The 26990-nt window shown below is 31.8% G+C and carries 27 protein-coding genes and 1 pseudogene; 1 reads left to right on the forward strand and 27 read right to left on the reverse strand.

Annotated elements, in window-relative coordinates; genetic code table 11:
- Positions 1-142 precede the first annotated feature (142 nt).
- A pseudogene (locus tag Q9R40_RS03110) lies at positions 143-1340 on the forward strand (ISL3 family transposase).
- Between the two features lie 354 nt (positions 1341-1694).
- Here Q9R40_RS03110 and Q9R40_RS03115 read toward each other — a convergent pair.
- From Q9R40_RS03115 to clpX, 27 genes are all read right to left on the reverse strand, one after another.
- Positions 1695-2759, reverse strand: a complete 1065-nt coding sequence (locus Q9R40_RS03115; RefSeq protein WP_304676332.1) for a hypothetical protein — start codon at positions 2757-2759, stop codon at positions 1695-1697.
- A gap of 667 nt (positions 2760-3426) precedes the next feature.
- The gene (locus tag Q9R40_RS03120) at positions 3427-4077 is read right to left on the reverse strand and encodes a hypothetical protein (protein ID WP_304676334.1); all 651 of its coding nucleotides are present in this window, start codon (positions 4075-4077) and stop codon (positions 3427-3429) included.
- Positions 4078-4207: 130 nt separating this feature from the next.
- Positions 4208-5635 carry a flippase gene (locus tag Q9R40_RS03125; protein WP_304676336.1) on the reverse strand — a complete coding sequence of 476 codons (1428 nt, stop codon included), beginning with the start codon at positions 5633-5635 and terminating at the stop codon, positions 4208-4210.
- Between the two features lie 5 nt (positions 5636-5640).
- Positions 5641-6753 (reverse strand): UDP-galactopyranose mutase, encoded by a 1113-nt coding sequence (gene glf / locus Q9R40_RS03130; protein ID WP_304676337.1) that lies wholly within the window; start codon positions 6751-6753, stop codon positions 5641-5643.
- Positions 6750-8039: an O-antigen polymerase gene (locus Q9R40_RS03135; RefSeq protein WP_304676339.1), complete on the reverse strand. Its 1290-nt coding sequence runs from the start codon at positions 8037-8039 to the stop codon at positions 6750-6752. The genes glf and Q9R40_RS03135 overlap by 4 nt, the downstream gene beginning before the upstream one ends.
- Positions 8039-8947, reverse strand: a complete 909-nt coding sequence (locus tag Q9R40_RS03140) for a glycosyltransferase family 2 protein (RefSeq protein ID WP_304676340.1) — start codon at positions 8945-8947, stop codon at positions 8039-8041. The genes Q9R40_RS03135 and Q9R40_RS03140 overlap by 1 nt, the downstream gene beginning before the upstream one ends.
- A 17-nt stretch (positions 8948-8964) precedes the next feature.
- Entirely contained in the window at positions 8965-10059 is a 1095-nt protein-coding gene (locus Q9R40_RS03145; protein ID WP_304676342.1) for a glycosyltransferase, read from the reverse strand.
- A 9-nt stretch (positions 10060-10068) separates the two neighbouring features.
- The gene (locus Q9R40_RS03150) at positions 10069-11187 is read right to left on the reverse strand and encodes a glycosyltransferase (protein WP_304676343.1); all 1119 of its coding nucleotides are present in this window, start codon (positions 11185-11187) and stop codon (positions 10069-10071) included.
- The gene (locus tag Q9R40_RS03155; RefSeq protein WP_135942836.1) at positions 11184-12284 is read right to left on the reverse strand and encodes a glycosyltransferase; all 1101 of its coding nucleotides are present in this window, start codon (positions 12282-12284) and stop codon (positions 11184-11186) included. Before Q9R40_RS03155 ends, Q9R40_RS03150 begins: the two co-directional genes overlap by 4 nt.
- Positions 12285-12298: 14 nt before the next feature.
- On the reverse strand, positions 12299-13378 hold the full coding sequence (locus Q9R40_RS03160) for a glycosyltransferase (RefSeq protein ID WP_304676346.1): 1080 nt from the start codon (positions 13376-13378) through the stop codon (positions 12299-12301).
- Positions 13379-13387: 9 nt separating this feature from the next.
- Complete coding sequence (locus Q9R40_RS03165) at positions 13388-14164, reverse strand: DUF4422 domain-containing protein (RefSeq protein WP_304676347.1); 777 nt, start codon at positions 14162-14164, stop codon at positions 13388-13390.
- A gap of 10 nt (positions 14165-14174) precedes the next feature.
- Positions 14175-14834, reverse strand: coding sequence for a sugar transferase (locus Q9R40_RS03170; protein WP_304676349.1), 660 nt, complete (start codon positions 14832-14834; stop codon positions 14175-14177).
- 27 nt (positions 14835-14861) lie between these two features.
- Positions 14862-15632, reverse strand: a complete 771-nt coding sequence (locus Q9R40_RS03175) for a tyrosine-protein phosphatase (RefSeq protein ID WP_304676350.1) — start codon at positions 15630-15632, stop codon at positions 14862-14864.
- A gap of 6 nt (positions 15633-15638) precedes the next feature.
- Positions 15639-16394 carry a CpsD/CapB family tyrosine-protein kinase gene (locus tag Q9R40_RS03180; protein ID WP_304676352.1) on the reverse strand — a complete coding sequence of 252 codons (756 nt, stop codon included), beginning with the start codon at positions 16392-16394 and terminating at the stop codon, positions 15639-15641.
- Positions 16395-16404: 10 nt separating this feature from the next.
- The gene (locus tag Q9R40_RS03185) at positions 16405-17268 is read right to left on the reverse strand and encodes a YveK family protein (RefSeq protein WP_304676353.1); all 864 of its coding nucleotides are present in this window, start codon (positions 17266-17268) and stop codon (positions 16405-16407) included.
- A gap of 6 nt (positions 17269-17274) precedes the next feature.
- The gene (locus Q9R40_RS03190) at positions 17275-18279 is read right to left on the reverse strand and encodes an LCP family protein (RefSeq protein WP_135942829.1); all 1005 of its coding nucleotides are present in this window, start codon (positions 18277-18279) and stop codon (positions 17275-17277) included.
- Between the two features lie 240 nt (positions 18280-18519).
- Positions 18520-18999 (reverse strand): sigma-70 family RNA polymerase sigma factor, encoded by a 480-nt coding sequence (locus Q9R40_RS03195; RefSeq protein ID WP_304676355.1) that lies wholly within the window; start codon positions 18997-18999, stop codon positions 18520-18522.
- A gap of 207 nt (positions 19000-19206) precedes the next feature.
- Positions 19207-20061, reverse strand: a complete 855-nt coding sequence (locus Q9R40_RS03200) for a hypothetical protein (protein WP_304676357.1) — start codon at positions 20059-20061, stop codon at positions 19207-19209.
- A gap of 118 nt (positions 20062-20179) precedes the next feature.
- A complete protein-coding gene (locus tag Q9R40_RS03205) occupies positions 20180-20845 on the reverse strand; it encodes a DsbA family oxidoreductase (RefSeq protein WP_135942826.1) in 666 nt (221 codons plus the stop codon).
- 67 nt (positions 20846-20912) lie between these two features.
- Positions 20913-22181, reverse strand: a complete 1269-nt coding sequence (locus Q9R40_RS03210; RefSeq protein ID WP_304676359.1) for a hypothetical protein — start codon at positions 22179-22181, stop codon at positions 20913-20915.
- 96 nt (positions 22182-22277) lie between these two features.
- Positions 22278-22811 (reverse strand): DUF4767 domain-containing protein, encoded by a 534-nt coding sequence (locus Q9R40_RS03215; RefSeq protein WP_304676361.1) that lies wholly within the window; start codon positions 22809-22811, stop codon positions 22278-22280.
- 139 nt (positions 22812-22950) lie between these two features.
- A complete protein-coding gene (locus tag Q9R40_RS03220) occupies positions 22951-23601 on the reverse strand; it encodes a DsbA family oxidoreductase (protein ID WP_053106965.1) in 651 nt (216 codons plus the stop codon).
- A 20-nt stretch (positions 23602-23621) separates the two neighbouring features.
- Positions 23622-23792 carry a hypothetical protein gene (locus tag Q9R40_RS03225; RefSeq protein ID WP_271329002.1) on the reverse strand — a complete coding sequence of 57 codons (171 nt, stop codon included), beginning with the start codon at positions 23790-23792 and terminating at the stop codon, positions 23622-23624.
- A gap of 122 nt (positions 23793-23914) precedes the next feature.
- Positions 23915-24430 (reverse strand): hypothetical protein, encoded by a 516-nt coding sequence (locus tag Q9R40_RS03230; RefSeq protein WP_304676364.1) that lies wholly within the window; start codon positions 24428-24430, stop codon positions 23915-23917.
- Positions 24430-24906 carry a low molecular weight protein-tyrosine-phosphatase gene (locus Q9R40_RS03235; RefSeq protein WP_271329000.1) on the reverse strand — a complete coding sequence of 159 codons (477 nt, stop codon included), beginning with the start codon at positions 24904-24906 and terminating at the stop codon, positions 24430-24432. The genes Q9R40_RS03230 and Q9R40_RS03235 overlap by 1 nt, the downstream gene beginning before the upstream one ends.
- 211 nt (positions 24907-25117) lie before the next feature.
- On the reverse strand, positions 25118-25702 hold the full coding sequence (gene yihA / locus Q9R40_RS03240) for a ribosome biogenesis GTP-binding protein YihA/YsxC (protein WP_271328999.1): 585 nt from the start codon (positions 25700-25702) through the stop codon (positions 25118-25120).
- Positions 25702-26967 (reverse strand): ATP-dependent Clp protease ATP-binding subunit ClpX, encoded by a 1266-nt coding sequence (gene clpX / locus Q9R40_RS03245; protein WP_300723482.1) that lies wholly within the window; start codon positions 26965-26967, stop codon positions 25702-25704. Before clpX ends, yihA begins: the two co-directional genes overlap by 1 nt.
- Between the last annotated feature and the right edge of the window lie 23 nt (positions 26968-26990).

Consider the following 26990-nt stretch of genomic DNA (forward strand, 5'->3'; position numbering starts at 1 on the left):
TCTATACTTTTTCCTGTTGATGGATATCTATGATATCCTATCGACAGGATTTTTTTATTGCATAAATAAAAAGAGGCCATAGTCTCTCTTAACTTAAAATCCCTCTTCGACCAATTCAATTAAGTTTACTAGGAGTTTTACTATGTCCTCTCTTAACGATTATATTAAATTCTCTCTTGATATTGAAGATCAAAACATTGTTTTTACTGATTATTTTAAAAAGTTTATTGATGGTAAATTCATAAGGTCTACTTAGCTGAACTTATTCAGTCTTCTTGTCCTTATTGCCATTCTACTAATCTTAAGCACAACGGTCATTATATTTCCAACGTACGCTTTATTACTGCTGATGCTAGTCATCCAGTATCCATTAGACTCAAAAAGCAACGTGTTCTCTGCAATAATTGCCTTAAAAGATCTATGGCTCAATCTAATCTTGTTAATAAATATTGCCACATCTCTAATAATTCTAAGCGTAAAGTCTTAGCTGCTCTTACTGAAGATCGTTCGATGACAAGTATTGCTCGTGAGCAAAATGTCTCAGTCAATACTGTTCAGAGAGTTTTAGAATCCTACTCTTCTAAATTTTACGAGGAGTTTGATCGATTGCCTGAACACTTAGCTTTCGACGAATTTAAGGGTGTTGGCAAGAAACTGCACTTTATCTGTTTAGATGGCAATTCTCATCAAGTAGTCCAAATCCTTAGAACACGTTTTAAGCCTGAAATTCTGCACTACTTCTATAAGTTTACTCCGCAGGCTCGTGCTATGGTCAAAACAGTAATCATGGATCTTAACTGCTATTATCCACTAGTTGCTAGAGAGCTCTTCCCAAATGCTCAGATTGTGATCGATCGTTTTCATATAGTTCAGATGCTTACTAGATTCTTTAATAGTTTACGTGTTCAGACTATGAAACAATTTAAAAAGCAAAGTCGTGAGTATAAACTCTTAAAATCCACCTGGAAACTCTACCTGATGAAGTATGACAAACTCAACAAGAAAACACCTTACTATGACTGGCATTTTAACCAAGAACATGTTGTTTTAGATGGCTTAGACTGCAGTAAAGATCTCGAAAACACATATTGGGTTATGCAGGACTTTATGCCTGCTATTCAAAACAAACTGCAGGTAAACAAATGTACCAAACATTATTAACTTTTAAACGCAATTATACCGGCGTTCTAAACGGTATTTCCTCTAGCTATTCTAATGGTTGTCTTGAGGGCATTAACCGCAAGATTAAACAAATCGAACGAACTGCTTATGGATACAGTAACTTTAAACATTTATTAATTAGAATCAGACTTGAAGAAAATATTGTAAAAGAAACATAATCAATTATATGATTACAACGTAGCCACAGAAAATAAAAGACTTTAGCTGAAATCAAATAATCAACTTAAGTATAACAACTCATGAAAAAAATACAGATTTTCATAGGCTTATTTGGTGTACTTTTATTTTTTAGCAAATTAACAAAATTACTTAAAAAGATTAAATTATTAATAAAACTTACTAAAAATCATTCTAGCAAAATACTGATAATACTTGACTTTGGGTAGAAAAAAGAACCAAACAACTATCTTCAAGTTGCCTGATTCTTCTTCAAACACTATTCATCAACAAGATTTGCAGAACGTCCACCAAATTTTGAGGATATATTATTTACCTTTATATATTTTGATTTTCTATAACATATTTCTTAGCAAAGTTAAAATAAAAAATATAATTGCTCCCATTATACCCCCACCAAAAGCTTCTTTTGCAATACCATTAACTGCATCTTTTTCTTCGTTATTCATATATTTTAATATCTTTACTTTAGATATAAACCACACACAAATATATAGAGAAATAACACTCGCATTAAAAATTTGAAACATAATTTTAATTGATTTACTATTACTCAATGCTAAAGAAATCGAATATCCAATAAATATAATGAGACTATTCATTAATAAAGTCTTATTAAAACATTCCTTTAGCGTTGCTATTCCTACACAAATCAAAACTGGAATAATTCCTAACAAAGATGCACCATTCTCAAAAAAAGCAAAAAAAATACTGAGAAAAGATAATACCAGGAATTCAATATGATATCTATATTGAATCTCTTCTCCCTCACTCGTTAACCATGTTACTACACTTGAAAAAGTTTCATAAAACACCATCATAAGAAACAATAATAATAGAATCTTAAATTTAAAATTAAAAAAATACAAAAGTATAAAATTGATAACAACAAAAACTATCTTATTAAATAACAGAAATGCAAAAAGAAGCAAATGAAGTTTTGGATAAGAAATTTGTTCCACAAATAAAAATATATCTAATTGAGATTTAGTCATTGGATGAACAATATGAAGATAATTTATTACTTCTGAGAAAGGATCATATCTTCCCCATAGTATAAGTACACATGATAGTAAGACTATTGTAAGCATAAATTTCTTGATTTTTAATTTAATGTCACTATCAATAATCTTTGACGTTTCGAATTCTACCCATACAACACTTACGGCTAAATAAATTACTAAACATATACCATAAATTGATTTAATTAGTTCAATATAATGTTGCATGTCTAAGTTTAAACTTTTTTCCCAATTTCCTAATAAACTTAAAATTATTTGAATAATACTTTTTTTCTCAATCACTAACCATAATAAAGAACCTAGTATAATTGGATATAAAATCAAGCAACCAAAACTAAACCAAAAAAATGATTTATAGTTAATATTCCTATCCACCATGTATGTTTTATAAAACTTTGTATGAGAGAAATTTTCTTCTAACTTCTTAAATTTTATATCAAAATAGTTATCTTTTTTCTATACATTTTTTTAAAATTCATATCTCAATCCTATATTCTTATAAAATCACATGATTAGCCTATATGTTTATTGAAAAAATCCGATATAAAAAGCCGATAATGTTGTTTATTTCAATACCCTATACCTTATAAAGTTTTAAGATACACTTTAAATCATAACTCATCATTCCTCTCAACTAAATTTTTTAATTATTGCATACATTTTCTGAAATGATTAATGCTACTACAAAATATATATTGGTAAAATTATATTTACATCATGCAATCAATATCTACTTTTAAAAGTCTCAACAAGAAAGTAATATCAGTAATGTTATTTTTTACATCTAAATTCTTTTATTTACCAGTTATTTTGATACATAAGTTTTATTTCTACTCAATTCTCCATATCAACTGACAGTACTTATTGAGCGAGCAAATACATTAATAGACCAATTCTAGTATCTACAAATAGCAAAAAAGAGATGAACATTATAATGCTATTGTTCATCTCTTCATTTAAGGTTGTTCAATAATACATTTAGTATCCATTGCTATTATTAGATTAATATAATATATCGTTTGAAAATTCTGATTAGATAAAAAATTTAGTGTTTTAAAATGGCAGCCAAAACTGTAGCCACAAATCCTAAAAATATAGCAGTACGTGGTATTCCTCCAGTTTGAGTATTATCCTTTTCTAACCATTCTAAAATTACTGAGGCAATTAATATTACTATTAAGGATAGAGTAAATAAAATTAACCATAAAAAAATTTCCATTAATAACGTAAATGTCGTTGCAATACTCCACTTAATAACACGGCATATTGCGAGGAAGAGGACTACTAAAGTAAGTCCCCATGTGCAGCATTGAAAAATATTTTTATCGTTTTCCCTCTTTATTTTTTCCATCTCGTTTTTACTTAAAATTTTTAGGGACTCTATTTTTCCATTTAATTTTTCGCTCATTACATTCTTTTGAGTCAACACTACTACAAACAAAATACCAATTACAAAAACACAAAGAAATGAACAAAAATTTTCTGCTGAAGGAGTTATAAAAGTTTTCAATTTCAAAAAATTACGAATATTTTTTTGATTATTCTGGAAATTTACTGCATACCACAATGTTACGAAAATCGATTCAACTATACTTAATATAAAAGCAAAAAATAATCTTTTCCACACATATACATGACTTTTAAAAAGATTGTATATTTTTTCAATCAAAGAACTTTTTTTATATTCTTTTTTCACTTTTTCTTATTATTCCCCTTGTTCAAAATAAATAATATAGTTAGAAAAGCATAGGTTCATTGCAAAATTACTACTATAGTTCATACATATAAAATCTTGAAAATACAAACATTTAATTAAAACAGTAACCCTATCCCTTAATCCTTTTACTAATCAATCCCTTAGCTTCATCAAGTATCTTTGCACGCAGTATAAATAGAAGTCCTACATAAATGACTATTCCCGCTAGAACCTCTACACCCATCATTAACCAAGAACTTCTTAAATGAGTATTCATCCAAAAAACAGGTACAAACATTACTAACCCAGCTATAAAATATTTCCACGAATCTGCAAATAATTCTTTAAAATTAAGTAAATGTCTCACTGCCCACATTTGATAGAGTGTGACTGAAATCTCAGATAGCACTGTTGACCACATAGCACCATTTAATCCCCAAATTCGTATTAATGGCACATTTAAAATTAGATTGACAACAGCACCTAATGTAACTGACCAAGTGAATTGTTTTTGCTTATGGATAGGTAACAAATACTGCACACCCAATACATTACTCCATGCAATGATTAAAATTACAATAGATTCAATCATCATCGCCGGACCAACAGGACCATAACCTGGACCATAATATTTGGGTGCCAAAGTTAATGAAATAGCCGCTAATCCAAACATCATAGGATAGGAAACCGCAGAAACAAAGTTAAATGACTTATACAACATTTTATTTACTTTATGCATGTCACCATGTGAAACTGCATTAGCCACATGTGGCAACATAACAGTACCTGTCGCTGTAACTAAGGCCAAAATTAATTTAACTAAATTGTCAGAATATTGATAATAGCCTGAGGAAGTTTCATTAACCATTACCCCAAGCATAGTTTTATTAAGCTGAACATAAACTTGTGTCGCAATTTGTGGAATGAACAATTCTGCCATTGGTAAAAAATGCTGCCACGGATTTAAAAACTTAAAGGAAAATTTATTAAGATCACGTCTTATATTTGGCCACAGTGTTAAATTACCAATTAATGTTGATAATGCAAGTACAATGATATACAGAGTTACGTCATTAGGTCCTTTTATGAAGATAAAAATGGCAATCATTGATAATACTTTTACCAACGAATTTTTCAAAACCGTAACTTTGAAATCTTCTATACCTTCATAAAACCATGAAATATCGAAAGCAATTGCAATCAAATTAAGCGATTGAGCCCACATATATTCAGGCTGACGAGTATAAAATATCATAAAGATTTCAAATGCTACGAAAGCATAAAGAGTCATAATTGTTTTAACTATTTGGATTTCCCAAAAAGTTTTCGACATTTGATCTTTATTTTCTCTAACATAAGCAATTTGTCTATTCCCATAATATCCAATACCCATATTTGCAAATAAGATAAAATATTGAATTATGGAGTTAGTAAATGAATTAGCACCAACACCCTCTGGTCTTAAAACTCGACTGACATATGCGGATGTAATTAAGGGGACTATTATTGCTAAAACTTGATATCCAACATTGTAAAGGTAATTCTTAATGACCTTCATAAAAATTATTCACCAAACTCATTTTTTACAGATTCTAAAGCAGCTGCAATTACTTGGTCCATATTGTAATATTTATATTGACCTAAACGACCACAAAAAATGACTTTATCGTTTTCTTTTTCGGCTAAATCTCTGTATTGTTCATATAACTCATTGTTTCTGTCATTATTAACTGGGTAATATGGTTCGTCTCCACGTTTCCAATCAGCTGGATATTCACGGGTGATAATTGTTTTATTTTTATCGCCTTTCCCAAACTCGAAATGCTTATGTTCAATTACTCGAGTGTACGGAGTTTCTGCATCAGTATAATTAATTACTGCATTTCCCTGATAATTGTCCACGTCCTTTCCCTCAGTTTCAAAACGAAGTGAACGATATTCTAGTTCGCCTAACTTATAATCGAAGAATTTATCAATCATACCAGTGTAAACAATTTTATCAAAATTCTTTAAATATTCATTTTTCTTATCAAAGAAATCCGTATTTAGCTTAACCTTAATATTTTCGTTATCCAGCATTTTTTCTACTATTTGAGTATAACCACCCTTAGGAATTCCTTGATAATCATCATTAAAATAGTTATTATCATAAGTTAATCGAACTGGTAAACGTTTAATGATAAAGGCTGGTAATTCAGTGGCTTTTCTGCCCCATTGTTTTTCAGTGTAGCCTTTAATTAACTTTTCATAGATATCACGTCCAATCAACGAGATAGCTTGTTCTTCAAGATTTTGTGGCTCTTTTCCTGCCATTTCTTGACGTTGTTCATTGATTTTTTCAAGAGCTTCTTGCGGAGTCCTTACTCCCCACATTTCACTAAAAGTATTCATATTAAATGGCAAATTGTACATTTTACCATAATAATTAGCTACGGGTGCATTTGTGTATCGATTAAATTCAGCAAATTGTTGTACATAATCCCAAACCTCTTTATTTGAGGTATGAAAAATATGTGCTCCATATTGATGAACTTGAATCCCATCAACTTCTTTAGTGTAAATGTTTCCTGCCAAGTGATCCCGTTGTTCAATTACAGTAACTTTATTACCACGTTTTGCTGCTTCATGAGCAAATACTGCACCAAATAAGCCTGATCCTACAACTAAATAATTCATGCGTTTTTCCCCCGTCTAAATAAAGTATATTTTAATACTATCCATGAGATTATCATATACAAAAAATTTACGTTTAGGTTTTCAAAAAATCTATTAGAGAAGAAAGACAAAGCAATTAAGGCACCTATATAACTATAAACTAATTTCATAATTCCAAAACCATTGCTTTGCTTTGCAAACTTATAACATACTTCCCCAACACCACTAACTACAATAGTTAGAATGCCTATTCCCATATATCCAAAATCATATAGCCAAGAATAAAACATAGTTGCTACGTTACCAGTATTATGACCATTTAAAATTTGAAACGGTATATCCAATTTATAATCTGGCAAAGCAAATCGAAATACTCGTGATAAAGTTGGCAAAATTGTCACAAAAGTCTGTTGTCCAAAAATTTCCTCTTTTATTGGAAATGAACGATTTTTTATAAATTCATTTAAATTAGCAATTTCTGCTCCCATATAGGTAGAAATATATTCTCCTAGATTACTATTCTCCATATTTCTTCCCACTAAGCTAGCGGACCATTCAAAGACAAAAACAAACAAAATTGCCCCTATAATACCTAAGACAACATATTTCGTATTTGCTGAATTCCAGTTATGTTGTTCTTTAACTATAAAGTATCCTAAAATAGTCAAAGCAATTAAAAATACAATACTATCGCCTCGAGCTCCTGTTAATAGTGGTGTTGCGAGACCCAAAAGTAAATTAAAAAACAAAATTAAATTAAATTTTCGCTTTACTATTATATTTTCTAGAAAAACATATCCAGCCATCATTCCAGCCGAACTATTAAAAAGAAGAATAAGCCCAAAATAACGTGGTAAATTTATTTGTCCTTTTATAAATCCATTCTGAACATAGTTAATATAATTGATAGCAGTCATTAAATTTGAGATACCTGTAGCTCGCCTGATTGTAAATACTGCTAAACATAATATTACTACTTGTATAAAAAGGATACTTGTAAATCTTTTATCAACATATTCGGGAATTACTTTATAAGGGGCTATTTTTGCTCGAGTCCCACTTGATATAGTGTTGAAAATAAAATTTACAACGTATCCTACTATTATAAATTCTAACGCACCTAAGGTAATAACTAAGAACGTTCTTATATCCAACTCAAGATTCCAAGCTATTTGATTAATCCAAGCAATAAAAGACGCTATAGTCATGCCGCCACAAAAAAGAATTGATGGTGAAACTAATGATCGATTATTTAGATAGTAGGCTAATAAAGTTAATAATACTAACGATAAAGTTAAAAATATCATTATTTTTCTACCTTTTCTATTTTTGGATTAAAAAATAATCCCGCTGCTGTACCTTTTACTGATACCCAAGCTCTATAAAATCTATGGTCTTTAGACTTGATTAAAGCTTTAATTGGTACCTTTACTCCTTGACGTATGGTTGCTTTAAATACTTCTTTTTTTGTAGTATGTTTCTTAAGATAAAAAATTGTATTACGCTGTGCCAAATAGTAACGTTTTACACGACCCAAGCTCTCTTCTTTAACCAAATCCGTAGCAATATTTTGCTTTATTTTATGCTCTACTAAAGAGTCGTTAACCATAAATCCATCTAAATGATAATCATGCGTAATTCTAAGAGTATATTCAACATCATCGCCCCAAATAAAGAAATCAGTAATTGGGTATCCTACCTTTTTTACTACATTTCTAGGAAACATAATGGATACAAAAGATGCTGATTTAACTTTCGTTACACCTTGATCACTATATTTATTCCATTCTTTATCTGGACTTGGAATATTCATGACAGCCACACTATTGTCTTGCCAACGTACATTACTACATAAAAATCCAAGATGAGAAGAAATATTTGATTTATCAATTAATTTTTCTAAAGCAGTTGAGGTTGGAATGGTATCATCATCCATAATCCAAACATAGTCTGCGTTACTTTTATTAATAAAAGTTTTTAAACCGGCGTTAAAACCACCAGCTCCCCCTAGATTCTTTTCTAGATGTATAGGAACTATTTTTTCACTTTTAATAGATTGTAAATATTCCCAAGTATTATCAGTAGAACAATTATCTATAATAAAAAAATGTTCTATTGGATAGGTTTGACTCTCAATGGCTTCAACACATTCCTTTAATAAATCTAATCTATTAAAGGTTACAACTACACAATCAACGCTTTTTTTATTTTTCATATTACTCCTACTCATCTTTACTTATATTTGTTTATCCATGAATAATACCAGTCATATAGTTTTTTATTTTGAACATTAATATTATAATTATCGTTTCCTCTAAAACTACGATCAAAATCCTGTTTTTTCCAAGATTGAAATTCATTAATCCAAGGATTTACTCCCTCATCTATTGAGAGTAATTTTACTTTATCAGAATATATAACTGAAGGATCTATGTTTTTAGATAGTATTGTTGGTATACCAGATGCTTGAGCTTCTATTGCTACTACTGGCAAGCCTTCATAAAGAGAAGGCATAGCAAATACATCAAACGCAGAATAAAACTTTTCAGTACTTTTTACACCACGCACTCTAATGATATGAGCTGCGCTTTTCTTTGATTTAATGTATTTTTCTAATTCTTGTTCATCAGGCTGGTTCTTCTCGCCCTTTCCAATAATCATTAAGTAACTATCGGGATACTCATCATAAAATTTATCAAATATTTCAACAAGAAATTTTTGATTTTTTTGTTCAACTACTCGTCCAATATTTCCAATTAAAAACGATTTCTCTGGAATATGATACTTTTTTCTTATTTCTTCTCTTGCAGATTGATTAAATTGATATTTACTCTGATCAATTGCATTAAACAAGATATTAAATTTTTGATTTCCGTAGAGATATTTTCCAGCCTCTTCACCACATGCTACTAATTCGTTGGCTGACCAACTAGTTAATTTCTTATAGATCCTATCTTTAACAGAATCACCATCATTTAGGGCTAAATGAGAATGGGATACACGCACTGGAACACCCAAAATTTTTGCAATAGTTAGTGGAAAGAAATTCATCAGACTCATATGACTATGTACAACGTCAGGTTTTTCTTTTTTTATAAGTTGGTACGTTGATTTTATATTTCCCCAAAGACTTTCTCTTCGAGCCGGAATTTGATACATTTTATTTCCTAATTGTTCCGACATTTTCTTTTTTGCTGAATCTGCAGTATGTAGATAAACTATTGATTCCTTTACCTCATAATCTTTATTTAACTTACCAGTATAATTTAATAAAACTTGCTCTACTCCACCGTTAACAAAACCAGCCGTAAAATGCATAACTTTCATTCTTATTTACTATCTTTCACTTTCTAGTAATTTAGATATTTCTACAACTTGTTCTTTTATATCGAATTTTTCTAACACAGGATTTAATTCTTTACGTTCAGCATTTGTTTTAAATTTTATATTAATTAAAGCATGATTCCACTTACTATCATCATATCCCTCTATTTTTGTAATATCCTGCGTTGCAAAAACTTGTGGGGCCACCTTACTGGAAGCAAGAACTGGAAGGTTACTAACTTGCGCCTCTAGCGGTACAAGACCAAAGCCTTCATATAGACTTGGAAAAATTAACACATCCATTGCTGAATACCACTTGTTCAATATATTAGTATAAGGAATAAATTTTACGCTTTCCTCAATTTTTAATTCAGAAACCATTTTTTTTATTTTTTCTTCCAATGGTCCCTTCCCGATTAATAATAATTTACTGTCAGTATATTGAGCATGATAATTGGCAAATACCTGTAAAACAAGGGCCGGATTTTTACGATTCACAAATGCGCCCGCAAATGCAACTATTTTTTCATTTTCTTTTATCTTTAATTGATCCCTAAGTTCTTTTCGTGCGTCTTCATCGAAAACAAATCTTTTGAGTTCAATTCCATTATTAATAATGTTGACCTCTCTTAAAGTTCCAAACATCCACTTAGCTGCATCTTTAGAAGTAGCAACTTTAACATCTGCCTGAGTTTCTAATATTTTCTTTCCCCTATCATTTAGTGTGTTTAATAGCTTCATTAATATTTTATTACTAAAGACATGGCTATAATATGAATTATGTGAATGGCAGACAACTCTTGCTTTTGTATAGCGTTTAGCATACGTTACAGGAAAATAATTCCATGAGGAAGAATAATTGAAATACACTAAATCAAAATCATTTTTTTTAAAAAATTTTTTCCACCATTTAATATGATTAAATGGTCTTTTAGTTACTGGGATTACTCTTTCGAGAGTCCAACCTAATTTTTTACATTTCTCAGTAGCGTTACCTTTTAGATCCACTCCATATCCAACGCACTTAATATCATATTTATTACTATTAAAATTTGAAAATATATTAAATATAGCCTCTGTAAGTCCACTACCACTAATGAAATCGCCAACAACTAATAGTCTCTTTTTCACCTTGAGTAAATCTCCTCTAACATTTTTACTGTATCACTAATATCGTAACCAGCATTTTTAACATCTAAATACGATAAATTGCGTTCTTCTTTTCTAGATTTATTAACTTTTTCAAGAGCTAAATTTGCATATAGTTTTGGAGATTTGCTTATATCAATAGTTTCTATTTGATTAGTGACTTTTGCCTCAGGTTCTATATGATTGCTTGCAATACATTCCAGTCCCGTAGCCTGAGCTTCAATTAAAACAATTCCTAAGCCCTCATAATGAGAAGGAAAAAGAAATACATCACTCATAAACATAAGATTTTTTACATCATCTCTAATTCCTAAAAATTTAACCTGATCAGTTAAACCCATTTTAGCTATTTGTTCTTGTAATTTAGGTTTAAGCTCCCCATCACCTACTAAAAATAAAATAGAGTTAGAATCTTTTTTTAATATCTCATTGAACCATTTAAATAAATATGCATGGTTTTTTTGATGTGATAGACGTCCAACATGTAAAAACACATTTTTATTTACTACATTAAATTTTTTTCTATATTTATTTCTAATAGTTGCATTGAATTGATAACTCCTAGTTTCAATTCCATTTGGTATAATTTCGGCTGATCTATTTTTAAAAAGCCATTTTCGTGCACCCTCGCTACAAGCTAGCCTAATTATGTCATTTCGGTAGTTAAATCTTCGATTCACAAAGTTTAAGATTCTACGTGAATACATACCAGGATTCATATATGAATTATGTGAATGCACAATGACTTTTGCAGAAGAATATTTTAAAGGTAGAGAAATCCCTTCTGAATAGCTCCAAGTCAATATATTATTATGCACAAAATCATATTTATTATGCTCTAAAATCTTCCTAAACTGTCTTTTATTTTCACGTAGATTTTCTCTGCGACCCGGTATTTTATATATCTTACCACCGAGTTTTTTTATTTCTTCAGCATAAGCAATTTCTTTATTTTCAGTTTCCATATTAATAAAATCTAACTGAAATTTTTCACGATCTATATTTCTATAAACATTCATAATAAAAGCTTCGATTCCACCATAATTTGATGTCATACCTACTTGAAGAATTCGTTTCAAAATTATCACCTAAACTAATTTATATTATTTCTTAAAGACAAAAGAATTCTTTTTGAAAAAGATTTGTAGCCGAATTTTTTTACTGAATCAGTTACTTGTTCAGTACTGGGTAGAATATTTTTTTGATTCACTATATCTTTAATTAATAAACTCAATTTTTTTACGTCGCCTGGTTTATATAAAAAACCATTTTCTGAATTAACAATTTCATCTGGTCCAATCGGACAAGATGAAGAGATTAAGGGAATTCCTCTAATTGCCGCTTCACACAGAACCATCCCAAAACCTTCATACTTTGAAGTTAATACTAATACATCTGCCTCATTTATCTTATCCCATACATTTTCTGAAAAACCTTTAAAAGATATTTTTTCTTGGGAATTTTTATTTGCAAGTTTTAATAATTTAGTTTTAGTTTTATCATCAATAGTACCGTACAAGTCACATTTCCAATTTCCTTCTACTAAATTTAGAGCCTTAATTAATTCAGATACATTTTTTTGGCCATTATAATCAATTCTACCAACATAGACAAATCGATTCTGTCTACCAGTTCTTTTTACTTTTTTAGGCTTTGTTATATTAATTGGATTATATACAACAGAAATCTTATTTTCTTTTACTCCCATAGAAATTAATTCTTTTTTTATTCCCATACTAATTGCCCAAAATTCATCTGTAGTTTCTAAATATTTAGTTTTAATATTTTTCATTTTAAATGAATAATGATACCAAGCAATAATTTTAGTATTTGGAGAAAAGATTCTCTTTAATTTATAAGCAAAACTCCAAATTATAGGGTTCGTAGCTACAAAAAAATCAGGTTTTTCTTTCTTTAACGTGCTAGCTATCAATATTGGCATCCCCGTAGCATAACTTACAAGCTGCAAATATCTTGATTTTGAAAAATTATATATCTTTTTGTCCCAACCGTTTAACCAGGCAGAGCTATTACTCCCTCCAAAACTAATTAACTTCCATTTTATGTCCTCATTAGTTTGTTTCACATTAAGAGCTTCCGCAAAATTTTTAATTACTGTTTCTGTACCTCCAGTTCCTTTTAGGTATGGGACAGCAACTATAACTTTCTTCATATTAACCACCTAAAAATGAGTTTGTTTTTTACCAATTCCAAATTTTCTATTGACAAAACTAATACCCTTTTTCACTAATTGTTTAGGGCCAATTTGTCCCCACGGAATTTCTTTATAGCTTTCATTAGTGGTATATAACCAAACATCCATTAAAAGCTCTGAAATATATCCAAATACTCTCGCTTCTTGAACAGAATAATCTGAAATATCAATTTCATTTTCAAGCTTCTCTAGAATCCCAAACATAAAATTGCAGTATGAATCAAATGCATCAGCTTTCATAATAAACATATTAAACATGTGTGCTTTTCGGCTTTTCATCACTTTATCAAAAGCTGTTAGATATGCTGGATATGACTTTTCAATTATTTCGCGTGTTTTATCTAAAGGTTCTTTATGGTGTGCATGAATGTAATGAGAATAGTTTGTTTCAATGTAGTAATTTCTCTTTTTAGGCAGAAGCACATCATACGTTTGTAAGAGTTGTTCTATCTTTTCAATATTTATAACATTATCTAAATTATAAGGTTTTTTATCGAAAAAAAGACGTCGATAGTGAACTAAGCCTACAGCATCGACATCTTTTAAATTTTTCCAAGCCCAATAAATAGCTGTTAACTCGTTATAATTAGGATTTTTTTCAGATATATTGTCTCCTTCATCATCTCGTTGATAAGGAATATCTGGTTTATAATTTTTCTTGGCGCCTACTAATACTGGTAAGTATCCAGGAACAGCTGGCATTGGAAATTTTTTATGAGCAGCAATTAAAATTTTTATCTTCATTCTAACTCCATTAATAAGCACTATTTGGATGAATAACAACACCGACAGTCTTTAACAAAATCTTAAAATCAAACCATAGACTGCTATTATTAATGTATTCCAAGTCTAATTCTACCATTTCATCAAAATCCGCATCATTACGCTTGGTTACTTGCCAAAGACCAGTACAACCTGGTGTAACAGTCAATCGTAACTTGTCATATGGTGTATAATCTTCTACTTCCATTGGTAGAGGTGGACGAGGTCCCACTAAAGACATATCACCTTTTAACACATTCCATAACTGTGGTAGTTCATCAAGACTATATTTTCTAATTACATGGCCCACTTTAGTTACACGAGGATCATTCTTAATCTTAAACATAGCCCCATCAATTTCATTTTCTTCTTCTAATTGTTCTACCATTTGATCAGCATTAACAATCATAGAACGAAATTTCCACATTTTAAATGGTTTCTCATTTTTACCAATTCGTTCTTGCGAATAGAAAGCTGGGCCTCCATCTTCTCTTTTAATTAGAAAAATTAAAACTAAAAATAATGGTGATAATAATATTAAGGCTAACCCACTAGCTAAAACATCAAAAGAGCGCTTTATAGCACGGTATCCTATACGTCCATTAACTTTTGACGGATCTAGTTTTACCTTTTTAACCTCTTGTGCCATCATTTAAAACTCTATCCCCCAATAATAAAATTAAAATATCCAGAAACGTTTCTTTTTCTTTAAAGGTTTCCAATTTAAATTAACATTATCAGAATTGATAATATTTCTTGCATTTTGCTTAAAGCTATTAGCAACATCCAATCCTTGCGTTTTTTCTAACTTCTCATAAGCGTCATGCATACGACTTTCTCGTTTTGGCAATGTATGGGCATCAGAAGCAAAGGTAGCTACCTGACCTGCTTCTACAAATCGATCAGCTAACTTTTCAATTTCTTTTCCAAATACTCCCACATACGAACTAGCAGTAATTTGTGTTAAACATCCTTGTTCAATAAATTCTTGTAACCTTTCTGGATGGGCCAAGATACCCGAATTTCTTTCTGGATGAACAATTATTGGAGTTATTCCCCGGCCCAATAATTTAAAAGTCATGTCTTTGGCATAAGTTGGTACATCTTCACTTGGAAATTCCAGTAACATATATCTACCATCATCATCACAAAATAAGATATCATCATCGTCTAAAGCTTGAGGTAAATTACCATTTAGACGAACTTCTTGACTCGGAAAGACTGTTAATGGAATATTATGCTTCTTTAATTCAGATTGAAACGCAGTCGTTTCCTTAATAATATCCTTTTTATGATTCAGATATTTTCCATTTAAAGTATGCGGAGTCATTAGTGCATGCGTAATTCCATCTGCAACTGCAGCTTCAGCTAATCCTAATGATGATTCTAAATCAGGTGAACCATCATCAATTCCTGGCAATATATGTGAGTGAATATCAACTAATACCATTATTTGTTACTTCGCTTCTCCATCTTTTTCTTGACCGTATCCATATCCATATCCATATCCATACCCATCTGGTCCGGTTTTCACGTCATTCATTACATAGCCTAAAACATGTGTCTTACTTAAGTTAAGCATTTCAATAGCCCGCTCAACTCCAGCCTTTTGCGTAACTCCTTGACGTACAACTAGGACTACACCATCCATTTCACCAGCTAAAATTTGTGTATCCGAAACTTCTAAAACTGGCGCTAAGTCTAAAATTACTAAATCATAGTGTTCTTTTACCATATTTAAGAAAGCACGCATTCTGTTAGAACCTAATAATTGAGCTGGGTTAGGTGGAATTGGACCAGCAGGCATTACTGAAAGGTTCGGAATAATATCTTCTTTTACAATATCAGCCATATCTACTTCATTTGAATGTGAAGTTAAGATCGTGGTCAATCCTACTCGATTTGGAATATCAAATGTTTGATGTAGCGTAGGTCTATGTAAATCGGCATCAATTAATAATACTTTTTTACCAGCTTGAGCCATTGTTATAGCTACATTAACGATTACAGTTGACTTACCTTCACTAATATTAGCTGAAGTAAAAGCTAAAGCCTTGATTTGGTGATCAACACTTGTAAAATCTATGTTCGTTTTAACAGTTCTAAATTGCTCACTTACTGGGTTTTGTGGCTTTGCTACAGTAATCAACTTAGCACCATATTGCATGGTTTCATCAGTACCACGTTTTTTACGTCTATTAAACAATCCCATTTATACTCTCCTATACACGTTTCTTTTTACCAGAATTACTATCATTGTCATTAATACTAAATTTATTAGACAAGTGGAAGTGAGATATATGACCTAAATTTGTTAAACCTAATTCTTTAGTCAAATAATCATCATCTCTAACTGTAGTATTAAATGAATCACGTAAGACAATTAAAGCTATACTGATAATTAATCCAAGAATAATACCGGCAAATGTAAATAGTGAAGTCTTAGGGAAAGTTTTAGTACCACGAGAAGCTGGTGATACAATTGTCACATTATTAACATTCATAATGCTCTTGATTTTACTCTTAAATGTTTGAGCAACTGCATTTGCGATTGCTTGAGCCTTTTCTGGATCATTACTCTTCGCGCTAATCGTGAAAACTTGAGATTGTTGTTGTGTAGTTACAGAAACTGCTTTTTGCATTTCCTTAGCGCTCACATTATAACTACGTCCCGCTCTTCTAACAACTGCTGGTTCAGCTGGGCTTACTAATTTTTTAGTCCCATCTGCTAAAGTCCGATATTTAGCTGGTTTAGCTGGTTTTACGACTTCAGTAGGATTTTTTAGCCACTTAGAAGCATCTTTTAAGATAACTGGACTAGTAACAATATCTTTATAAGTATTAATTAATTGAACATCAGCTTGTTGAGCATTGAATGCTTGGCCAGCATCAGTTGTATTTCTTTTTTGATTAACCAAAATCTGAGTAGTTGAAGTATACTTTGGTTCAACAACAAAAGCAGCTAGAACAAAGCCAACTGCTCCTAAACCAACTGCCCATGCAATAATTGCCCAAATATGTGCTCGAAGAAGCATCCATAATCTACGTAAATCGATTGTATTTTCAGTTTTTGTACTGTTTTCCACTTTTTCCTATTCTCCTGTCTTTAAGGTTTCCGGCTTAAGCCCTAAGGCAGCACGTAACTTATTACTAATTCTTTGACATTCTGCTTGACTTACTGACTCATAGGCAACGCCATTCTCCCAATCGCCTTGCCCTTGAGCATGATCAGTTGTGACATTATCGGTTGCATGACGATAGTTTTGAGCTAACGCAACCATATTATCAAATGTCAAGTTGGTCATCGTTTGCTTAGAAATTGAATTTAAGAATTCTTGGTTTACGACTGTCTTGTAAGAAATGGAACTCTTTAATAATGCCATAATTACAAGTCTTTGTCTCTCTTGACGCCCATAATCTCCTTTAGGGTCATCATACCGCATTCTACTGAATGCCAAAGCCTTCTTCCCATTCATGTGATAAGTTACACCTTTAGTGAAATGATAGCCTTCATAATCAAATGTTAATGGCGACTTAACTGTCACTCCCCCAACTTGATCAATAGCCTTCTCTAATCCTCCCATGTTTACCATTACGTAAGCATCCGTTGGAACATTGAAATACTTCTTGATCGTTTTAACAGTTTCATCTACACCACCATAAGTATAGGCTGCGTTAATCTTAGCTGGTGAATAGTCTGGATAATCCGGTAAGTTAACTTTCATATCTCGAGGCAAGCTGACAACTGTTGTCTTATTAGTCTTAGGATTAATAACCATCATCATGATGGTATCTGTTCTTCCCTTGTAAGAACGTCCAAATTCACCTGTATCTGTTCCCAATAAAAGCAGGCTTATTGGCTTCTTATCTTTTAATGTGTCGCTAACCTTCCGATCACTAATTTCATTACTCATCGGATTATACATATTATTAGTGGCAACATGGATATTGTGCCAAGCGATAATAACCGCAATGATGTCTACTGCTAGGAAGACACCCAATACAATCCAAAAGATACGCCAAAACTTTTTACGTCGATGATGACGGTGATGATGTGAGCGATGTCTTAATTCATTATCACTATTATTATGATCCATTTTATTCCTCTTTTATTTTTTGATTTTTAGTAACACTAAAAGTCATTATACAAAAAATATATGAAAATTCATAGAAAATTCACAGTTAGCATAAAAAAACACATTTATTGAATCAGAACATGCTCTAAATAGCGGTCTAACCATCTTCACGTTGATAAGTATACTGGCACCCCCCCCATAAAATCAACCTTATTTCGGCAAAAACACGGCTCTCGTTATTTAATTTGCTGCGTTTTTTATTTAATTTTTCAAAGCGTTTTTCAATTTAAGGAGTAAATTCTTCTTCACTCTCTGCAGAGTTCGCCTTGAACATCCCGCCACTTCAACCAAATTTGTAATTTCTTTTTGTGCGAGTAAGTGTTCAAAAAACACTAGTTTTTCAATTTCATTTAATTCCTGAACTTTATCTTTCAAAATTATTAAGTTATCCCATTCGATTTTTTTCTTTAATTCGAGCTCGTTATTTATCTCTTCGCTTCTTTCTTCGCGGCGTTGAACCTTTCTTAACTCATCTAAGGTATGCCAAAGAATCTTCTTAAAGGCAAGCCGATCAATATCGTAGTCCTGACTCTTCTCAAGCATCCCCGCATAAATCAAAACTCCATCCTGGACCAAATCTGCATACTCTTGATAATCTTTCCTCACGCCAGCAGCCTTAATTGCCCCGCAAACTAACCGGCGATTTTCCCATGCTTTAATAAAACTCTCTTCTTTAATCATGTGACCATTCCTTTAAGTAATGTCACAAGCGCTTGTGCAGGTATTAGATTATCAAGAACAGAATTTTTCTAAAATCCAAGACCTACCTACTACAAAACTGTGCTGCTAAGCGATTTTTATTTTTATCTATGCTTTCTTTTTCCTTTTTCTCTCTTTATTCCTTTACTGCATTTCTTGTAAAAGAAAAACACGCCTTCTTCAGACGTGTTATAAAAGTGATTTAATTCTTCTCGATAAACGATAAAACAGGTTGTGGTCGTTAATTTGCCAATCTTTAATATCAAAAAAGTCAGCGCAGTGCCGACCATAATTTTGATGGAATTCTTCAATTGCAGCTTCAGCAAGATCTTTCAAATTTAAAACATTATGAATTTTAGTTAAGTAAAGATATTCTTGATCTGCTACTAAGCTCTTTTTTCTACATTTACATAACTTTAGATGAAAGCCATGTGAATTAGCATAATTGACCAACATTTGACCAAAAACATGATTATGCGTAATTGCTTCTGCCAAACGTTTATGTAAATTCGGCGCATAATCATCAAATTCAAAATTATAAACGCGATTATTTCCTTTACAAGAAAATATTACTTTCTTTTTACATTGCTGCATTGTCTGCATATGGTGTAAGCCAATCCAGCAGGTATGTCTTTCTGAATGAGCCCTTAATGAAAAATAGGCAATTTCACCCAAAGAAATTGTATGTCGATAGTAAAATCCTAACTCTTTCTGCAATCTCTTTTGCAAAACTGCTCCTAGAATTAAACGATGTTTCAAAAAATGGTTAACCAATTGTCGACTGTTTTTTCGGCATAAAATAATACCATCTTTTTTATCTAAAATTACTGATTCATATTTTCCTGAAATAGGATTCTCATGGAAGTCATATAACACTAGCATATTTTCATTTAATTGATATAAATTATTTTCTTGAATAAATGGTATAAGGCCTTCAATAGTTACTGTACTAGTCAATCGTGCTTTAACCAGTTCGTTGGACCAAGTATTAAAGTTTTCATTACTTGGTAATTTAACGCTAATTTCAGTGTATTCTTTTCGCATCTTCAACTCCTTCATCTATAAAATAACATTTTTTATCATGGAAAATAATAATACCAAAAAATCAATATATAAAAAAGGTCCCACACCTCTAAACGGTGTAGGACCTCATTAAATAACTTTAAAAGTTCAAAAATTCATCTGGTTTCATCCCTAAAGCTGCTCCAATGACAGTTTTGAAGGTTGAAACATCTTGAACCCCATCAAATTGCTGACCATTAATTAAAAAGTATGGCACAGATTGAACTCCGCGACTTTCTAAGTCAGCTTCTTCTTGCATAACTACATCTTGATATGCATTTGAATCTAAAATCTTTTTAACTTCCGTGGTGTCTAGCTTATTCTTCTTTGCCACATCTAATAATACTTTATGATCTGCTAATTCCTTATTCTCGGTAAAGTAAGCATAGAATAAATCATCGGCTAGATTTTCAATTAGCTTAGAATCGTGATAAGTTGCCTTAGCCCATTGAACCATCCGGTGAGCATCCATGGTATTCGTATTATAAGCCGTTGCTTCATTAATTGTTAAACCAACTGCCTTACCCATTGCCTTAGCATGATCATAGGCTGCGTTTGCTTTAGCTAAAGGAATTGCCTTCTCATAGGCTAAGAGAACTGCATTAGTTTGCTTAGTTGACTTAGGTGCATCTAAATCAATTTGAAAAGCATTCAAGTCATATTCAATCTTATCTTGAACTCCTAACTCTTCAATTGCCTTTTGTAAGTTAGTTTCACCGATGTAGCAGTAAGGACATGCATAATCGCCCCAAATTGAAATTTTCATTTTTCAACTCTTCTTTCTCTTATTACACTCTCACCTCTACAATAGAAACTTTCTTCATATAAAGCAACTATTTTCGCTTACGTTTTAGTTCTTCTTTAGTTGTAACTAAGTCAATAATCTTCTTTGGTGCTAGATTTGGATACATATGAGTTAGATAAGCTAATAATTCGACAAAATTTAATAAGTAACTCGTTAAATTATTGTCTTTCATCATCCCACCAGTGAAATTATTATCTTTAATATTTGCAAACATGTAAAAGTCTCGAACTGTATCCATATTTTGGTAAGTTACCAGTTCACTAAAAATATCCTTAATTTCTTTTCGAATTTCTTGCCCATCAGTCACTTCTCGTTTAACCGGTAAGTCAATTGCATATGCTGAATCTTTTCCATGCGCTAAGTCAAGGTAAGACTTGCTCTCAAGCATCATGTCGCTAATCTCTTTAAACTTTTCATCGGTAAAGTCCATGTTTACTTCTAGACTGGTTAAATATCCAGCTAAAGCTTCTACTAAATCGTCTTCTGTCTTAAACGATGGCGTTAGCACATAAACATAGCGGTCTGTTCGCACAAATAGAAGAAAATATGTTAAATCTAAATGTTGCAAGTTTCTACTATATTTAATTAGTTCCTTTTCAAAGCGATAACCTTCAGGATTTTCTAAATCAAATTGACCTCCCTGATAAGGCGCCCGATATATTTGCCAAAAGTTTTCTACATTGAAACCATCGATATTTCGATCTTCAAAAGCAGCCTTATTAAGCAATTTAGCTTCACTAGGGCGCTTTTTTTCTAAATCTTTTATTACAGCTAGCGGATTAAGAATATTACGGTTCGCATACTCCATTAACATCACTTGAATGTCATGATAAGTCGACATATTTTGATCGCTAGTATCGTGGAAGAAAACATCCCCTAACTGGGCAGTATAATTAACAACTATGACATAGTCCCCAATCTCTTTTTCACTAGCCAGTTCTTCAGCTAAGTCAACGATGTCTTCTACTCGTGTTTCTAGTTGTCTAAGTTTATTATCAGAAATCTCTTGATTAGGGCGCTTGAGCTTTCTCATAGCGTGTACTTTAAATAGGTCACTTTCTAAATCGCCCTTTAATACATCAATAAATTCATAATAATCTAGATCAAGTCTTTGAACGAAAGTCTCAATTAACCTAAAAACAAGACCTTCAGCTCGCGCCGGTTGATAAGAGCGGCGTAAATTATCACTAATAAAAGTTTCTTCAAAATCCGGTGTCTGTACTACGACTGCCAGATCCATTGTATTTGGTGTTTCATACACCTTGTCAAGCAGTTCTTTCATTTTATTACTTAACATTTTTATACCCTACCTATTCCAATCATCTCACTTTTTATCTATTATACGGATATTTATTTTTAGAGACAAAAAGTCTGCAAATAAGCAGACCTTAAGTTAGATATTTTCACCATACATAATATTTGAAAAGCTACCATTTAATGACTTGTCTTGACTGACATGTAAGTTAACAACGTTTCCCTTTCCCGATTCATCTACCAAAACAATTGGTTTTTGATCGTGCCAGCAAAAGAGAAAAGTCTTATGTTGTCCATCTTTAGTTAAATCATGATTATAGATAGCCAAGACGTCATAATCATAATGGTGTTCGCCTTGAGGACTCCAGCCAATGCTTATCTTTTTACCATTTAGCTTAAAAGTATCTTTCTTAAAGGCATCTGGATAAACACGATTTGCTGAAGTAGAAAGCTTATTTTTACCATCATACTTGGTATAGGTTTGGTTCTTCTTTTTGCTATACTTATCCATTTCCTTAGCAAGTTTTTGGTCTTTTTTCTTATCCCAGTGCTTCTTTTGAACTGTCTTTGAACTCTTAACACTACTATTATTAGTTGAATTAGAGTTATTTGAACAGCCACTTGCACCTACCAAGCTGAGAGCAACCACACTCATTAATAATATTTTCTTCATAAATCTGTCTCCTTTTCTTCCATTCTTATCCTACCATTAAATTTCAACTTTCGAACCTATTTAATCTTGAATAAAAAAGGTGTAATTTCACTTTTTATGCGAAATTACACTTTGAATAGAAGAAATTTAGTAATAGAGCTTATTTTACCTTCTGATATATTAAATTGTTAATTGCTTCAATTAAAGCTTCTTTAGTAGGCACACCTTCATCATGATAATGGCCAATTTCAAAGTATGGCACTGCATCCGCATTTCGATTGGCTAAGTCATTTTCATCTTCGATAACTACGTCCTTATATTCTTCACTAGTAAGAATTTTCTTTGCAGATGAGTCATCCAACCCAGCGTCTTTTGCCAATTTTACTAAGACGTCGTTATCAGCAATATTTTGATTTTCAACAAAATAAGCTTTAAAGATTGCGTTAATTAACTGAGCTGTCTTTTTATTACTCTGTGTATCATTAGCCCATTTAGTTAAACGCAATGCCTTCATGGTATTGACTGGAAGTGTATTTGCATAATTAATTGTTAAGCCAGCATCTCTAGCTTGTTCAGTAATATTTTGAAATCTTTCATGAAGTTGCTTTTGGGTTAAACCATCTTTCTGCATCAACTTCTCTCCTCGCGTTTGAGTTGGATTTTCCGCAGCAGTTGGATCAATTTGAAAAGCGCGAAAGTTATAATCTAACTTATTTTGATCAATTCCTACTGCTTTAACTGCTTCAGTTAGTTTATGAAAAGCAATATAACAAAATGGAGATGCATAATCCATCCAAAAACTCATTCTCATATAGTATGCCTACTTTCCGGTTAATTAGCAGCTTTTTTAATTAAAGCTTTTAAATCATCATCAGAAAAATCTTTACCATATTTATTTTGTAATTCTTCTAGAATGAATCCATTATCACGATTACGGTGAATCATTTCACGAACGTCTTTAATAATAGCTTCTTTTTCACGATCAAATGTTGGAACTGTCATAATTACAGCCTTCTTTCATATATTAATCCGCTTCCACCTTTTATTGTATGATCTTTAGGATCTAATGACAAAAATTTGGGCTCAGCATAATAAAAAGATAGCCTTATCATAAGACTATCTTTTTATAAATCATGTTGATATTTTTTCAGTAAAACAACTGCAATCCAAATTGAAATAAATGATGGCAAAATAATTACTACTAAAAGATCGGGATTCAAAATTCGAACCGTTTTGATCATTTTAGTAATTGTATTAATTTTGCCAATATTATTGAATATTGATTGATAGACCGTAACATAAATTAATGACCATTGAATACAGTATTCAATCAGCGTTAACGTTATTTCGGAAATATGATAATGTTTATTGAATCTCTTTAATCCCTCATATAATAGTAAGCCTGATAGAATTACTAACGCTGCTAAAAGCAAGAAGAGATTTCCTAATTTCATATCATGAACCCGATCAATAAATAGTGCCGCAATTCCAAAGAAAATTGAGAAGTTAACTGTACTAAACAGTAGTAATACTAAAAATAAAATAATCGCTCTTAAAAAATAAAACCGATGTTTAGAAGTAAAAATATATCCTGATACTACTATTGCTAAAATAACCAGGAAAATTGGTAAAACTTGCATTAGTTATCAGACATCTCGATCTTCTTAATAAGGGCCTCACAGCCGCGATAAATATCCTGGTAAGCCCCTTCAAAGTCACCAGTATACCATGGATCATCAACATCCAACATAGAACCAGCAAAAGATAAAAGCTTATATTCTTTTCTTTTAGGATCTCCAGCCGAAATATGATTCATATCAAAGAAGTTTTCTTCATCCATCCCGATAATGTAGTCATATTTCTCATAGTCACTTTTAACCATTTTTCTAGCCTGCCGATGGTTAAAAGGAATTCCATGCTCATTCATCACTCGTTGAGAACGTATATCGATATCATGGCCAATCCCACTAATAATTGCATCTTCGGTTGTAGCGGCTGAACTAATTTCATACTCATTTTCTTTACCTAGATCTTTAACAATCTTTTTAGTAATAAATTCAGCCATGGGTGATCGACAAATATTCCCATGACAAACAAATAAGATTTTCTTAGTCATTTCTTTCCCTTATTTCTTTAAAGTGTATGTTTTTATTCTAAATCTAATGCAATTATTTAGGCAAGAAAAAATACCGACTAGAGCTTATTCACTCCAATCGGCATTCTTCTTTTTCAAAGGTTGCTGAAACATTATTAGTTCAATATTTTCAACGTATCTAATTATATCAAAGATAGATCAATTTAATCAGTAAATTATGCAATTTTTTAAATTACATTTTATCTTCGACCCAATCCCAGAATTTATCTACATTTAATTTAGAAACACTAGAAAATGGTAAGAAAGATACGTTTGCTTGTGAAAGATCCAGACTCTTACCAATTTTTTGCTTAATCTGACTTGCTTCCATCTTTTTCAACTTATCCATTTTTGTTGCTACCACTAAGATTGGAATATCAAGATAGAGAGCATAATTAAACATATTGATATCATCTGCAGTCGGATTGTGCCGTGCATCAACTAAAAGAATTAGTCCCTTTAAATCAGCACGTGTCTCCAAATAATCCTGAATCATTTCACCAAAAGCAGCTCTTTGCTTTTTAGACACTTTTGCATAGCCATAACCTGGTACATCAACTAGGTACAACTCATTATTAACCTTATAAAAATTAAGAGTTTGAGTCTTACCTGGTTGTTGTGAAGTGCGGGCTAGTTTGCGACGATTAACAATCGTATTAATCAAACTAGATTTACCAACATTCGAACGGCCAGCCAAGGCAAATTCTGGTAAATCATCTTTTGGATACTGTTTTTCAGAAACAGCACTAATGACAAATTCAGTATCTACGACTTTCATTATTTAGTCGCCTCACTCGTATCTTCAGCCTTATTCTCTTTATAGCTAATCTTAGGCTCTGCCTGCTTAGTAATAACATCCTTAGTAATTTGGACTTCTTTGATGTTATCATCACTTGGTGTCTGATACATTACATCCATTAAGGAATTTTCAACAATAGAACGTAAGCCACGTGCACCCATATGACGACTAATAGCCATATCTGCAATAGCTTGAAGCGCTCCATCAGTAAATTCAAGATCAACATCGTCAAGTGACAACAATTTCTTGTATTGTTTTACTAAAGCATTCTTTGGTTCAGTTAAAATTCTAATTAAGTCTTCAGTCTTCAACTTATCAAGAGTAGTGATAATTGGAATACGTCCAATAAACTCAGGAATTAAACCAAATTTAACTAAATCTCCAGTTGTAAGATTCTTTTGCCAGTCATCTGCATCTACTTGGTTAAGACCATTTTCTGCGCCAAAACCAATTGTCTTCTTTCCAAGGCGGTTTTTAACGATATTTTCAATACCATCAAAAGCACCACCGACAATAAATAAGATATTAGTGGTATCAATCTTAATCATTTGTTGTTGTGGATGCTTACGTCCACCTTGAGGAGGAACAGAAGCAATAGTTCCTTCTAAGATCTTAAGCAGTGACTGTTGTACACCTTCACCGGAAACATCACGCGTAATTGAAACATTTTCTGCTTTTTTAGAAATTTTATCAATTTCATCAATGTAGATAATTCCACGTTGGGCACGCTCTAAATCATAATCGGCATTTTGCAACAATTTGAGCAAAATATTTTCTACATCTTCACCAACATAACCGGCTTCAGTCAAAGTAGTAGCGTCCGCAATAGCAAATGGAACATTCAAAATTTTAGCCAAAGTTTGAGCTAAATAAGTTTTACCCGAACCAGTTGGCCCAATCAAAGCAATATTTGATTTTTGCAACTCAGTTCCGGTACTATCAATATCCATTTGACTGATACGTTTATAGTGGTTGTAAACAGCAACGGAAAGTACCTTCTTGGCACGATCTTGGCCAATTACGTACTCATCCAATTGCTTTTTAATTTCCATTGGCTTAGGTAAATCTTTAGTTTCTTTAATGGAATCTGCTTTTAATTCATCATCAATAATTTTCTTGGAAAGATCAATACATTCATTACAAATGTAGACTCCATTTCCAGCCACAATTTTTTTAACTTGTGACTGTGGTTTACCGCAAAAAGAACATTTTACTTCTTCTTGCTCAGTAATTTGGTTAGCCATCAGCCATCCTCCTTTTCACTTAC

Origin of the sequence: uncultured Lactobacillus sp. (assembly GCF_948948975.1) — a bacterium.
In the GTDB taxonomy this organism is placed as follows: Bacteria; Bacillota; Bacilli; order Lactobacillales; family Lactobacillaceae; genus Lactobacillus.

Excerpts from the sequence above, each read along its gene's own strand:
- Q9R40_RS03115 (WP_304676332.1), bottom strand. The coding sequence starts at position 2,759 with ATGGTGGATAGGAATATTAACTATAAATCATTTTTTTGGTTTAGTTTT.
- Q9R40_RS03125 (WP_304676336.1), bottom strand. The coding sequence starts at position 5,635 with ATGAAGGTCATTAAGAATTACCTTTACAATGTTGGATATCAAGTTTTA.
- glf (WP_304676337.1), bottom strand. The coding sequence starts at position 6,753 with ATGAATTATTTAGTTGTAGGATCAGGCTTATTTGGTGCAGTATTTGCT.
- Q9R40_RS03135 (WP_304676339.1), bottom strand. The coding sequence starts at position 8,039 with ATGATATTTTTAACTTTATCGTTAGTATTATTAACTTTATTAGCCTAC.
- Q9R40_RS03140 (WP_304676340.1), bottom strand. The coding sequence starts at position 8,947 with ATGAAAAATAAAAAAAGCGTTGATTGTGTAGTTGTAACCTTTAATAGA.
- Q9R40_RS03145 (WP_304676342.1), bottom strand. The coding sequence starts at position 10,059 with ATGAAAGTTATGCATTTTACGGCTGGTTTTGTTAACGGTGGAGTAGAG.
- Q9R40_RS03160 (WP_304676346.1), bottom strand. The coding sequence starts at position 13,378 with ATGAAGAAAGTTATAGTTGCTGTCCCATACCTAAAAGGAACTGGAGGT.
- Q9R40_RS03165 (WP_304676347.1), bottom strand. The coding sequence starts at position 14,164 with ATGAAGATAAAAATTTTAATTGCTGCTCATAAAAAATTTCCAATGCCA.
- Q9R40_RS03170 (WP_304676349.1), bottom strand. The coding sequence starts at position 14,834 with ATGATGGCACAAGAGGTTAAAAAGGTAAAACTAGATCCGTCAAAAGTT.
- Q9R40_RS03175 (WP_304676350.1), bottom strand. The coding sequence starts at position 15,632 with ATGGTATTAGTTGATATTCACTCACATATATTGCCAGGAATTGATGAT.
- Q9R40_RS03180 (WP_304676352.1), bottom strand. The coding sequence starts at position 16,394 with ATGGGATTGTTTAATAGACGTAAAAAACGTGGTACTGATGAAACCATG.
- Q9R40_RS03190 (WP_135942829.1), bottom strand. The coding sequence starts at position 18,279 with ATGGATCATAATAATAGTGATAATGAATTAAGACATCGCTCACATCAT.
- Q9R40_RS03195 (WP_304676355.1), bottom strand. The coding sequence starts at position 18,999 with ATGATTAAAGAAGAGAGTTTTATTAAAGCATGGGAAAATCGCCGGTTA.
- Q9R40_RS03200 (WP_304676357.1), bottom strand. The coding sequence starts at position 20,061 with ATGCGAAAAGAATACACTGAAATTAGCGTTAAATTACCAAGTAATGAA.
- Q9R40_RS03205 (WP_135942826.1), bottom strand. The coding sequence starts at position 20,845 with ATGAAAATTTCAATTTGGGGCGATTATGCATGTCCTTACTGCTACATC.
- Q9R40_RS03210 (WP_304676359.1), bottom strand. The coding sequence starts at position 22,181 with ATGTTAAGTAATAAAATGAAAGAACTGCTTGACAAGGTGTATGAAACA.
- Q9R40_RS03215 (WP_304676361.1), bottom strand. The coding sequence starts at position 22,811 with ATGAAGAAAATATTATTAATGAGTGTGGTTGCTCTCAGCTTGGTAGGT.
- Q9R40_RS03220 (WP_053106965.1), bottom strand. The coding sequence starts at position 23,601 with ATGAGAATGAGTTTTTGGATGGATTATGCATCTCCATTTTGTTATATT.
- Q9R40_RS03225 (WP_271329002.1), bottom strand. The coding sequence starts at position 23,792 with ATGACAGTTCCAACATTTGATCGTGAAAAAGAAGCTATTATTAAAGAC.
- Q9R40_RS03230 (WP_304676364.1), bottom strand. The coding sequence starts at position 24,430 with ATGCAAGTTTTACCAATTTTCCTGGTTATTTTAGCAATAGTAGTATCA.
- Q9R40_RS03235 (WP_271329000.1), bottom strand. The coding sequence starts at position 24,906 with ATGACTAAGAAAATCTTATTTGTTTGTCATGGGAATATTTGTCGATCA.
- yihA (WP_271328999.1), bottom strand. The coding sequence starts at position 25,702 with ATGAAAGTCGTAGATACTGAATTTGTCATTAGTGCTGTTTCTGAAAAA.
- clpX (WP_300723482.1), bottom strand. The coding sequence starts at position 26,967 with ATGGCTAACCAAATTACTGAGCAAGAAGAAGTAAAATGTTCTTTTTGC.